Source organism: Methylovulum psychrotolerans (genome assembly GCF_002209385.1).
GTDB classification, from domain to species: Bacteria; Pseudomonadota; Gammaproteobacteria; order Methylococcales; family Methylomonadaceae; genus Methylovulum; species Methylovulum psychrotolerans.
Map to the genome: position 1 here is coordinate 2,845,026 of NZ_CP022129.1, position 11,367 is coordinate 2,856,392.

Annotated in this window: 8 protein-coding genes and 1 pseudogene; 3 read left to right on the forward strand and 6 right to left on the reverse strand. The window is 51.0% G+C overall.

Annotation, left to right across the window (positions count from 1 at the left end; translation table 11 throughout):
- Window positions 1-63 precede the first annotated feature (63 nt).
- The gene (locus CEK71_RS12925) at window positions 64-648 is read left to right on the forward strand and encodes a Uma2 family endonuclease (protein ID WP_088619773.1); all 585 of its coding nucleotides are present in this window, start codon (window positions 64-66) and stop codon (window positions 646-648) included.
- Window positions 649-772: 124 nt separating this feature from the next.
- Window positions 773-2,599 carry a pentapeptide repeat-containing protein gene (locus CEK71_RS23210; protein WP_198328218.1) on the forward strand — a complete coding sequence of 609 codons (1,827 nt, stop codon included), beginning with the start codon at window positions 773-775 and terminating at the stop codon, window positions 2,597-2,599.
- A gap of 130 nt (window positions 2,600-2,729) precedes the next feature.
- Here CEK71_RS23210 and CEK71_RS12935 read toward each other — a convergent pair.
- The 3 genes and pseudogenes from CEK71_RS12935 to CEK71_RS12940 form a co-directional block, all read right to left on the reverse strand.
- Window positions 2,730-3,792 (reverse strand): annotated as a pseudogene (locus tag CEK71_RS12935) (IS701 family transposase).
- 282 nt (window positions 3,793-4,074) lie between these two features.
- The gene (locus CEK71_RS23930; RefSeq protein WP_269766548.1) at window positions 4,075-4,197 is read right to left on the reverse strand and encodes a hypothetical protein; all 123 of its coding nucleotides are present in this window, start codon (window positions 4,195-4,197) and stop codon (window positions 4,075-4,077) included.
- Between the two features lie 158 nt (window positions 4,198-4,355).
- A complete protein-coding gene (locus CEK71_RS12940) occupies window positions 4,356-5,912 on the reverse strand; it encodes a complex I subunit 4 family protein (protein WP_088619774.1) in 1,557 nt (518 codons plus the stop codon).
- A gap of 677 nt (window positions 5,913-6,589) precedes the next feature.
- Between CEK71_RS12940 and CEK71_RS12950 the strand changes: the two genes are divergently transcribed.
- A complete protein-coding gene (locus CEK71_RS12950; RefSeq protein WP_088619776.1) occupies window positions 6,590-6,868 on the forward strand; it encodes a PepSY domain-containing protein in 279 nt (92 codons plus the stop codon).
- A gap of 344 nt (window positions 6,869-7,212) precedes the next feature.
- Here the strand turns inward: CEK71_RS12950 and CEK71_RS12955 are convergent, their stop codons facing one another.
- The 3 genes from CEK71_RS12955 to corA all read right to left on the reverse strand — a co-directional run bounded on the left by CEK71_RS12955 (window position 7,213) and on the right by corA (window position 11,044).
- Entirely contained in the window at window positions 7,213-7,920 is a 708-nt protein-coding gene (locus tag CEK71_RS12955) for a hypothetical protein (protein WP_088619777.1), read from the reverse strand.
- A gap of 180 nt (window positions 7,921-8,100) precedes the next feature.
- Entirely contained in the window at window positions 8,101-10,218 is a 2,118-nt protein-coding gene (locus CEK71_RS23935; RefSeq protein WP_088619778.1) for a cytochrome-c peroxidase, read from the reverse strand.
- Window positions 10,219-10,402: 184 nt separating this feature from the next.
- Window positions 10,403-11,044 carry a copper(I)-binding protein CorA gene (gene corA / locus CEK71_RS12965; protein WP_088619779.1) on the reverse strand — a complete coding sequence of 214 codons (642 nt, stop codon included), beginning with the start codon at window positions 11,042-11,044 and terminating at the stop codon, window positions 10,403-10,405.
- Between the last annotated feature and the right edge of the window lie 323 nt (window positions 11,045-11,367).

Below are 11,367 nucleotides of genomic sequence, written 5' to 3' on the forward strand. Positions count from 1 at the left end.
TTTCACATCGTACCCCTGTCAATTCGCCGCCATAGTACCCTAGTCCTAATCAAGAGACTACCCATGCCTGCTGTTATCCAGCCAACCCGCTACACCGCCGATGAGTATTTGGCCCTCGAGCGTCACGCACCGTATAAAAGCGAATTTCATAACGGGCAATTGTTTGCCATGACCGGAGCCAGCCGCAAACATAATCTGATTGCGGTTAATATTGCGCGTGAATTAAGCCTCCAGCTTAAAAAACGCCCGTGTGAAGCCTATATTAACGCTATGCGCATCCAAGCCGCCGAGGCGCGGCATTATTATTACCCTGATGTCGCGGTGGTCTGTGGCCCTGCGCAATTTGCCGACAGCCAGCTTGATACCTTATTGAACCCGACGGTACTGATTGAGGTGCTGTCGCCTTCTACCGAAGCTTTTGACCGTGGCGGCAAGTTTAGTGATTACCGGAAAATCCCCAGCCTGTGCCAATATGTGTTGGTGGCGCAAGACCAGCCGTCTATCGAATGTTTTACCCGTCAGGATAAGGGTTGGGTATTGACCGAAGTGGTAGGGCTGGAGGCGGTTATGCCATTGGTAAGCATCGCTTGCTCGCTGAGTTTGCGGGAGGTTTATGATAAGGTGTTCGAGGATATACACGGGTTATAGCTTATCCTCATCTATCCAGGTTTTTTAACTACATTTAGTTAGGAAATAAGGCGGTTTGGTATAGAATGCAAGAAAAAAACGGGGGTGGATATGCAGGTTTATTGGCTTTGCTACGGGGGAGAACATGGCTGAATCGACACAAAATAACGCGCCGCCAGACCCTTCCTTAATTAAGGTTTTAGATGCTTTAAAACGCCATGCTTGGCTAATAGCCGTTTTATTCGGCGTGCTGTTTATCATTGCTATAATTATTTTAGCGATTGCTTTTCCTAAGCCAACTTCATTTCAATATCTTGTATTTAGGGTTGTTTTGTCATTGGCAGCGGCAGGTGTTGCCGCTGTCATTCCTGGCATGATTAAAATCAAAGCAGAACCTAACACTAAATTTTTTATTCATGCTGGCGGTGCGGTGGCAGTCTTTTTGATTGTATACGCATTATCACCTGCTGGATTATTGGCTAATCCCAAAGAGGAAACGACTTCCGTACCGAAATTATTGCTAGATAATGTCGATGATTCGCAAGGCGATGATTACGTCATTAGCTTAACGCCTTCTAAGCGCGTCCACTTAGCTCGTTTGGTTAACCCTAGTGACGGGCAAATACGCATTGAGGTGGCTAAATTTCCAGAAAATTTTCTTTATACTAGTTTGAGTCATGAATCAACGCTAATCAAGCCCCAAGAAGAAAGACAATTTAGTGTTGTATTTATTCAAGCTTTCCCTAATGCTTCTGACTACTTTTTTAATATAAAAAACGACAAAAACCAAGAATTTCATATCAATGTTAAAATGGAAGGCAACTGGCAAAAACATTATCAAGAATTGAGCCAAGCTTTTAACCAAAAGCTTTCGCAACTTAAGAATGCAACGCCAAAGCAAATTTATCTGGTGGCGCAAGCAATTACCTATAGCGATTATGGTAGCGTGGAGAGTGGCATTGATAAGGCGCTGATAGCACACTTTTTGCTCAGTGAGCAACAGATTCAAGCCGCTGCTTATGCCTATGCACAAGCCGAACAAAGCAATCCTGGAATTGTTAAGCAAATGGCAGGGCAAGCACCAACTGAAGTTATGGTGGCGTTGGCCGATATTCATGCCGCTGATAACCAATACCGACAAGCCACCGATTGGTATAACACTGCCGCTCTATTGGGCAATGCCGATGCACGATATGCTTTGGCACAGCTTTATGAAACTGGCCGAAGTGTTCAGGCTGATACTGGAGCCAAACAAGGACATATAGAGGCTGTGCAGAAATTAGATGGGGGCGTTGCGCCAGTGCAACCTTCACCACAAACACAATTAGGCTTGAATGTCATCCCTCAAGACGTATTGAAATTTTTACGGCAAAAGGGCAATTGTCCTCATTGTATCTTACCAAAGCTGTCTGTCATATTAGCCAAAATCCCTATTGACAGTATGGATAAAGCTGTGGTTGAGAACCGATTGGTGCTTGCTAAATATAAACGTAATTCTAAAGGTAACTATAGTCACTTTTCTAAAGAGATTACTTATTTTTTAGCCATGTTTCAATATAGCACAAAGGATACGGCTAACTTTTTGTTGGTGGAAATAGAAGAGGCGGTTGAAGGTTTAGATTTGCTTGTGCTTACGGATGATAACCTCCGATGGGCTGACCTCCGATGGATTGACCTTCGATGGGCTGACCTCCAAGGGGCTAACTTTCAAGTGGCTGACCTTCAAGAGGCTAACCTCCAAGGGGCTAACCTCCAAGGAGCTAACCTCCAAGGGGCTGACCTCCAAGTGGCTAACCTCCTAGGGGCTGACCTCCAAGGGGCTAACCTTCAAGAGGGTAACTTCCGATGGGCTGACCTCGAAAAGGCTGACCTCGAAAAGGCTAACTTTACAAACGCTAAAATCTCTAAATATCAATTATCTATGGCAAAGAACTATAATAAAGCAATTCTAAAAAACCTCAATCCACCCTAAAAATAAATCTCGGCTCTATATGGGGTTTAGGGTCTTTTTACCGTTAATAAATATAACGACTATAAATCTACCCGTCATTCCGGCAATCCCTGCCGAAATGACGGGTATTTTGGAAGTTGCCAAGTAGAAGTTACGCATTGACGACAGGCTGAAATTCTGGGTTGAGATGCGCCATGGTCGGCATCAACGTGCCGATGAAGCCCGCGACGACTTCATTAAACAGGTTGCGTTGGACGCTATAACAGTTGTCTATCAAGGACATGGCACTGAGTTTCTGGAACTGGACATAACCGCAAAGGGCGGCGAACAGGTGGTTTTTGACGGCGGTTTTGGTGCGCACCTGGAAACGCTCGATATTGCAGACCTGCTTGATGGCGCGGTGGTACTGTTCAATATGCCAGTGCTTGCCGTGTTGCCCAAGGAACTCTTTCCGTCCAAAGGACGCAAGCTGTTCTTCATCCGCCAAATAAACGGCGTAATGGCGCGGCTGGTCTTTCAGCCATGTCCTGAACAGCTTCACGTTGCCGAAATCCTTGAGCCAAACGGCCAGCCCGTCATCGGGGATGTCCAGCTTTTGCACCTGCACCCAGCGGCCTTTGTCCACGGAGACGGTGCGGTTGCTTTCCACGGCGAACAGCCAACTTAGCCGGTGGTTTTTTACCCGCTTCAGGTTGTCAATGCCGCTGTACCAACTGTCCCCGGTCACAAATACCCACAAGGGGCACTAGGGCCGGTTCCAGACCCCAAGCCACGACATCTTCCAGCATCTCGCGGAAATAGTCGTTTTTGGTCTTGCCTTCCGATTTGTCGTAGACGCGGAAGTTGATGGGCAGGTGCTGCCCGTCGGTGTCCGAATAGTAGAGCGTGATCAGGTTGATGCCCTTCACCGAACGGTGGTGCTTGCCCGACCAGAAATGGCCGACAAACGCCAAATATTGGCTGTAAGGCTTGTCCAGCACGCTGTCGTCAACGCTCAATGTGCCGCCTTTCAGGTTCAGCAAGGGTACGGATTCGTTATACAAATCCTTGCCTTCGTAGCGTTCCCGTTGCAGGAAGCGGGTCGCGCTATCGTGGGAAATGTCCATGACTTCCGCCAGACGGCGGCAACTGCCGTATTTGGGTTCGCCCAACAAGAAACCGATGTACATCGGCAGGGTGCAACGGGCTGAGGTGGGACGGGTGATTGTCCTTATCATGATCTGCTCTTCTGCTGGCAATTGTATGTGACTTTTTAAAAGGCATATAGCCAAGCCAATATAATTTGATATGATAATAGGCTATTGTAAAAACGATCATCTTGAATGGAAAACGAATGGCTTATCCAGCGGCATTCAGAAAAAAACTGCTTTCAGTGATGAAAGAACAGGGCCTGACCATCCCGGAAGCCGCTTTTCCCCCAAGTTCTGAGGCAATGCTTAAGGGCATTGAATTCTCGAAGCCGCCTACGATGCAATCTCTCGATTCTTGTGCGCGGTTTACCGTAAAGCGGTGTCCCAATAGCCGTAGCCTCCGCCATAGCCGCCAGCCGGATACACGGCACACGCACTCAGCGTACACAACAACAATAACAAAAAACCTTTTTTAATGAACGTAGCCATGATGAAATCCTTAAATAGGATGAAGTTTGTAACATCATCTGCTTATCTGGCTGAATAGGATATGAATACTTTGGCTGTGGGGGATTTATTTATGTTGCAGGCCGGATCCGGCGGCTTTCTCAACTAAAAAGTGGGTTTAGTCGCCGTTAAAGCCCACCCTACGGTGCTTTAGGCGTTGCGCCGCTGGCTTCGTCGCGTTGCGACTGGTGTATCGGAAACGCCTGTACCCACACCGTCACTTCGGCACTGATATAATTCAGCCACGGGGTGGTGTAAAAGCCACTGGTGACCAACAGTAAGGCCAGCACTAAGGTGATCAGGCGTTCTTTGGGGGCCGGTTGCGGGACGCGGCTGTAAGGTTGCGGGTGGCGTTTGGCGGTGGCGATAAACATTTGCTGGAAGGCACGGAGCAATAACGCCGCCGCCAGGACATTGCCCAACAGCACCACAATCGCCACCGCCCAGCCATATTCTTCGATAATCCCCTCGGTCAACAAATGCGCCGAATCAAAACCCGGCGTACCCGGCATGACCATGGTGCTGAATGCGGACAGTAAAAACAGCACGCCGATGGTGGTGTGTTTGTCTAACAGGCCGCCCAAGCGCGGCAGGTAGGCGGTGCGGGTGCGCTGGTAAATCAGCCCAACGCTGAAAAACATCCCGGCACTGGCCAGCCCGTACGCAATTGCCAACAGCAAGCTGCCCTGCAACCCGAAGGCATTAAAACAAAACACGCCGATAATCAGCAAGCCGCTATGGCTAAGGGCGACAAACGCCAGCAAGCGGCGGACGTTGATTTGCATCATCGCCAACAAAGCCCCGTAGACGACACTAATGAGGCCTAAAATCAGCACAAACGGCGCCCATTGCTCAGCCACGCCGGGTAAAATCGGCAAGATGAAGCGGATTAAGGCGTACAGCCCCAATTTTAAGCCGACCACAAACACCCCCGCCGTAGCAACCGTACCCTGTTCGGCCAGTAGCGGTAACCAACCGTGGAACGGGAACAGCGGCATCCGTATCGCGTAGCCGAAGAACAGCAGGATAAAAATCAGCACTTCGTCGTGCAGATAGGCGTTGTTTTCTTTAAGGATCAGCCAATCAAACGTCAAATCATGGTCGGAGCCGACCAGCCCGAAGGCCAAGAACAAAAAGCCCGCCAAGACCATCAGCAAGCTACTGCCCCAATATTGCAGCAACAGCGTCACCACCCAACGGCGGTTCTGCCCCGTGCCGGCCCAGACGGTCAACAACATCAGCGGCAATAGTTCCAACGCCGACCACAACCAGAATTGCATCAGGTTTAAGGCCGCAAACGCACCGATCAGAATCGTCTCATAAGCCAGCAGGCAGGCGACAAAGGCTTTGTTGTTGACGTGGCGGGTAATGACCGTGTACACCAAAGTCAAAAACGCCAGCACGGCGGTGAGCGGGATAAACAGGATATTCATGCCGTCCACGCCGACGCTGTAACTCAGCCAGCCGACATGGACGCTCTCCAGCAACTGCACCCCCGCCGCGCGGTGGTCGAACACCAGCAGCAGGTAAATGCTCAGGGCGACGTTTAATAAGGTGCCGACAAAGCCAAACCGTAGCGAGGCCTTAGGCGAATGCGACAGTAAAATCGCAATCATCGCCAGCAGGGGGATGAGCGTCAGGGTGGTCAGCACCGGAAACGCGGCGCTGTGTGACCAGAGGGTTTGTGGGGCTGTCATGGGCTTGGGCGGTTGGGTTTGGGCAAGTTTATGCCATGCCGGGAAGGGCTATTTTAAGCGTAAAAGGCTTGGGAGCACAGGGAATTGCTATGCTTGTCTGGCGCGGCAATTTAAAAGCCGCTGTTACCGTAGTGTGTGGTTTGGGGATGGGGGGGGCGAAAAGCCTCAGCAAATTACCTGTATGGTGTTGGCTTCATGATCCTCAGGTATCTTTTTATGGATAGATCTAAAAAAAGAGATTCATCACCTGATTCTGTCTTAGTAAAGGTTAAAGCCTTTGGTCTCCAACGCATCCATAGGCTTTCAGTTTTGACAAAAATCATCAGTAGCCATTAACCCCGCAAAAGATGTTGCAGGCACAACAGTATTTGCGGGGTTAAAGGAAGCCTAAATAAAAGTAAGTTATGATATAGAACATTGATAATAAATAACTATTTTTTATTTAAAAAGTGGCTTGGTAGTTGCATTAGTCAGGTTAAGGACATTTCGCTAGGGCTGGCGGGCATCAATAAGCCCGTAAACGGTAACGCTAAACGTTCTTACCTTATAGCCGATGTTATATACGCGGGCAGTTGTTTGGCAAATCGCGGTTAAGCTCCCTTGGTAAAAAAGCTTGGCTTTTAGATGGGCTGTATGGCGTTGGTTATTCACTGTATCCCTAAACCAGGAATTCTATTATGAAAACGTTAAACGCCTTAATCGCCAGTGTGTTGATGTTCGTGTCGTTGCAAGCCAGCGCCGCTGTGATTAACAAAACCCAAGCCGAAACGATTGCCGAGACCGCCGTACAAGGCGGCACGGTTTTACAGGCGCACTTTGATCGCCGTGACCATGGTATTCCCGCCCATTGGGACATTGATATTGCCAACCCAGGTGCAAACCCCACGATGGAAGCGGCGGTATGGGTTGATGCCAGCACAGGTACGGTTATCAAAATTATTTATCAAAAATTGTAAAGGCTGGCGGTTGCCGGGCGGGTATTGGTGTGCCTTGCCCGGCTTTGATGCCGAAGGCTTCCTATAGCTAGCAATCCGCTTCCCCCCCTCGTTGGATTGTTAGCGCCTCTCCCTTCGTCAACCCACCTATAGTTATGAGTACTTGTACCCATGGGTGTAGATGGTGTTGATCCCGCCCTATCTCTGTTGGGTGTATGTCTTACTGTTCCGTGTTATGTCGGCAAATCGGCGGTAACACGGGTATTTTTAAGGCAGATGCCCAATGGCTTGCCCTGCGCGTTGCAAAACCGCCTTTTATCCGCCATCTTGGCGTGGCGATTTACCAGACTAATTCCGGCTCCCCGCTAAATACTGCCCGCCGTATCAACTTTTGGCGCGGCCTTAACAATAGTCACTTGATATTCAATATCCTGCACCATCTTACCGTAACTCGTCCCGGGGTTATGGTATTCGGCCCGAAACTTTATTTTATGTGTGCCTAGAGGCAAGGGCTTTAGCATTACCCAGTAGCCGTCGGTGGCGGATGGGTACATTTTCGCGGCCATGGCGCTGTTGGGTGCGAACGCCAATAAATCGAAGCAGTCGGGTGAGCTGTACCGATGGAAAGCGGGGTTAAGGCTTTTTTCCTTATCTACGGTGACGGTGAAGGCGCGTAAATAATCGTTATTCATGGCGGCGTTTTTTTGCACTTCGCCGCACGTCGGGAGCGGTTGGCCTTGGGGCGGATAGTAGAGCATGTTTATGACCGGAAAGAAGATATAGTGGTCACTGGGTATTGTACAGGTGCGGGTAATCTTGGAAGAGCCATAGCCGCCCGCCAGAAACCAGACCCGCCCCACTTGGTTGATATGACACTGGCTACCCGTGCGGTCTACCACGGGACTGTCTTCTTGCGGCATAGAATTGGCCCATTGCCACCAATTATTGGCATATTCGCCTAGGGATTTTCCATAAACTTTGGCATCGGGCGCGACCATAAGGCCGGAACTGGTTGCCGCGCTGGCGGCACTGGCTGAAGCGATCAGCAATAAGAGGCGGGCAGAGTTTTTCATGGAGTGGCATGGCGAAAGCGGTTGATGGTACTTGCGATGTTAGCAAGTTTTGGGCAGTCGCGCATCTGCTAGAGGAAGGTTTTTCGGCAATAGCTTGGGGGGCTAATCAAACCTTTCGCCACGGAGGCTGCACAGGCTCCGTGGCGAAAGGCAGATGAGTTTAGCCGCTGAGCTTAAGCCTCAAGGCTTAAGATAATTCGCCAGCGGCTTTAATGGCCCTAATGCTGCATCCCGGCCATTTTTACCGACCGCCGGGATAACCAGGTGCAAGTCCGCCGCCTGTTCGGGGTGGTGGGGGTCGGCGGTGGTTTGCTGGCCGTGCGGTACGGTGAGTTGGGGATGGTCGAAGGGGGCGCGTTCCCAGCGGACACGTTCGTCGGTCAGGGATTTTAAAAACGCCACCAAATCGGCTTTTTCCGAGTCAAAAATGCCTTGTGGGAAGACCAAGGTGGCAAAGTGGTGGGGGTTGTTGAAATTGCCGCCCCGGAAGTAAAAGTCCACCACTTGTTCCAAGGTCAGCAAACTGCCGTTGTGCATATAAGGGCCGGTCAGTTCGATATTGCGCAACGACGGCACTTTAAACGCCCCGTTTACCGCCACCATAGCGCGGCCTTGGCGGCGTTTTTGCAGTTCCGCTTCCAACACCAGCGGGGTCGGTATTTTGGCATAGACGGAACGGGTGTAGCAGCTGCCTGTGATGTAAGGGTCGTCCAGCAGTTCGCTTTTGAGATAATCTTCGGCAAAGGTGTTGTCCATATCGCAGGAATTGACGATGATCGGGTCTACCAGCGGTGTGCCGTCGCGGAGTTTTTGCAGATATTGCCGACTAAACGACAACGGGTTGCCGTACGGGTCTTTACCGCCTAGCCCGATGTCGGTTTCGGTAGGGGCGACGCTGGTATTGAAATAGCCTTCATCCAGCATACCGTTGACCACGCCGTTACCCGTTACCGAGCCGTTGATGGTTTTGCGGTTGACCAGGCGCAACGAGGCGAAGTTATTGGCGGGGGTGACGACCTTAGGATGGGCGGCGGTAGATAAGGTCGGGCCGGCGTGGCAGATAGCGCAATGGGCGTTCAGGAAAATGACCAAGCCGCGTTTTTGTTTGGCATTGAGGGCTTCCGGCATTTGCGGGTAGCTGCCGGGGATGCGCAGGCTATCGAAAGGCGTTTGGTCGGAGACCAAGGTTTGTTGGTACAGTTGTAAGGCCAAGCCAAAAAAGAAGGAGAAGTTAGCTTCCAGTTGCGAGTAGGCGGGTTGGCCAACTTCGCCCGTACCTGCCCAATAGCGCGGGGCAAAGGCGGACTTGATCAGGGCGGCATAAGTGGTGTTTAAGCCTTTGCCGGAGCTGTTGCGCAAGCCAGCCAAAACGCTGTCTTCGGCATGGACGGCTTGAGTGGCGAGGGGCTGGCGGGGCAGCAGTTTGCGGCCAATCTCAGGGAACGCCCGTTGTTGGCAGGACATTTCTGAGCTGTTGACGGCAGGAGCCACCGCTTGCGAGGCTAAGGCGGCGTTTTCCAGTTGGATGGCCTGTGGGCTGACCGTGCCGTCGGCCTGTTGGACCCAAATCCGCGCATCAGGGTCGCGTAAGCCGAAGGGCGAAACGCCGTTGAAAATATTATTGGCCCGACCATCCCAGAAGTTACGGAAATTAAAGCCCGAATTAATCACACTGGGGGCTTGGCGGTTCTGGACTTGGCGGGTGTTGCCGGCCTGCGCATGGAAAATAGTGTCGGTGGTCGGGGTGCAGTTATCCTTAGGGCTTTTCACTGGCCCTAAGTTGGCAAAATTGGCGCTAAATGTTCCTGCCGAGGACACGACATCATCGGTGTTAAATAACACGGCGGACTTACGGTCTTTTGGGTCGGCCAGTTGGTACAGCGGGAAATCGCTACGTTTAAGGGTGTAATTGGGGCCACCGGATGCGCCTGAGGCGGTGTTTTCGAAGGTTAAGCCGCTGGCGGCATTGCTATGCAGCTTGCCGGGTGCCAGTTGGTTTTTATAGCGTCCGTCCACCCCGGCGTGGAAATGGCAAGAACCGCAGGCCATGCCGTCGCTGCCGACTTGGGTATCCCAGAACAGGGCTTTGCCTAATTGGATGGCGATGGTTTTATCGGTCACGATGGGGCTGTCGCCATCCAGCAAACCGGGAGTTGTGGGCATGGCGACACCTTGCAAGGACGGCGGCGTATCACCATGGGCGCTCACCTTATGACTGAGCAAGAGGCCGAGCAGCAAGGCCAGACCGGGCAAAAAATAAGGGGCCGGTAAACTATCGGCGCGTTGGCTTGTGTTCATAAAATGACCTGTTGCTGGTTTTTTGCGGTTAGCGGCTTATTTAAGGATGGACGGGTTAGGGACGGGCATGAAGTAAATTCGTCAGATACTGGTAGAGCGTGGGCATCTTGCCCGCAAGAGTGGCCAAGATGCCCGCCCCCTACCAGCATTGGCGGGGTTATTTCATGCCTATCCCTGAATACCGTTAGGGGGTTGTAACGGTAACGGTGGTGTCGATGTTAAACGATTTGATGGTGGGGTCGACAGTCGCGTCAGGGTTAAAGCCACCGACCACAAACATATAGCTGCCAGTGTGGCTAGCCGTAAAGGTCATTTGCAACTGGCCGGGTACGCCGTCTTTTTTGCCGTTAATGCCTTTGACGTGTTGGGTATTGCCGTCTAAGTCATAACCAAACTTTTGGATGCGCATGACAATATCGCCAATGCTGGCACCGGTTGATTCGTCGGTCGCGCCGAATTTGGTAAAGTTGGCTTGTTGCGGATAAAAATGGTCGACCACATAGCTGTTTGGGGCAGTATCGTCTTTGCCACGGAACCAGATGGAAATGCCCGGATGGATGCCTGCGGTTTCCGAGATCAGGGTAATGGTAACGGTTTGGCCTTTTTTCGCGGTGAAGCTGCCCCAGTCCGATTTATGCGTCCAGCCCATATCGCCGAAAGCAGGATCACGCCAGCCTTTACTGGAGACGGTGAAAACGTCGTAGGTCAGAGTATCGGTAAAGGCGGTGACACTGCCGGGTTGGGTTGCCGCATAGCTTGCCGAGGTAGCGAGCAGGGCAGAGGTGAATAAGAGGGTGCGGGTTAACGGTTTAACAATGAATGGCATCGAAGTGTTCCTGTTTATAGTTAGTGTCAGCCTATCGGCCAAGCCTAATCACCATGTTGAGGGGGAGGTGTGGGCAAGGTTTTGATAAAGCCAATGGATAAGCGTGTACCGTTAGCGTTGTCGCCCAGAAGACCTGTTAAGCCAGTCTAAGCCCGTCAGAGAAAACAGTACAAAAGTACCAAAAGCATGAACTATGCCAGTATAAAAATATGAATTAAATTAATAGATTGGTGATTGTTAAAACAGTGGAATAGGTCAAATGCCCTATTTTTTGTAAGGAATAAGGGATATGCCGCAATTTATGGGTCTGGCGCAGGGTTTTT

Coding starts and splice junctions, on each gene's coding strand:
- CEK71_RS12925 (WP_088619773.1), top strand. CDS start 64: ATGCCTGCTGTTATCCAGCCAACCCGCTACACCGCCGATGAGTATTTG.
- CEK71_RS23210 (WP_198328218.1), top strand. CDS start 773: ATGGCTGAATCGACACAAAATAACGCGCCGCCAGACCCTTCCTTAATT.
- CEK71_RS23930 (WP_269766548.1), bottom strand. CDS start 4,197: ATGGCTACGTTCATTAAAAAAGGTTTTTTGTTATTGTTGTTGTGTACG.
- CEK71_RS12940 (WP_088619774.1), bottom strand. CDS start 5,912: ATGACAGCCCCACAAACCCTCTGGTCACACAGCGCCGCGTTTCCGGTG.
- CEK71_RS12950 (WP_088619776.1), top strand. CDS start 6,590: ATGAAAACGTTAAACGCCTTAATCGCCAGTGTGTTGATGTTCGTGTCG.
- CEK71_RS12955 (WP_088619777.1), bottom strand. CDS start 7,920: ATGAAAAACTCTGCCCGCCTCTTATTGCTGATCGCTTCAGCCAGTGCC.
- CEK71_RS23935 (WP_088619778.1), bottom strand. CDS start 10,218: ATGAACACAAGCCAACGCGCCGATAGTTTACCGGCCCCTTATTTTTTG.
- corA (WP_088619779.1), bottom strand. CDS start 11,044: ATGCCATTCATTGTTAAACCGTTAACCCGCACCCTCTTATTCACCTCT.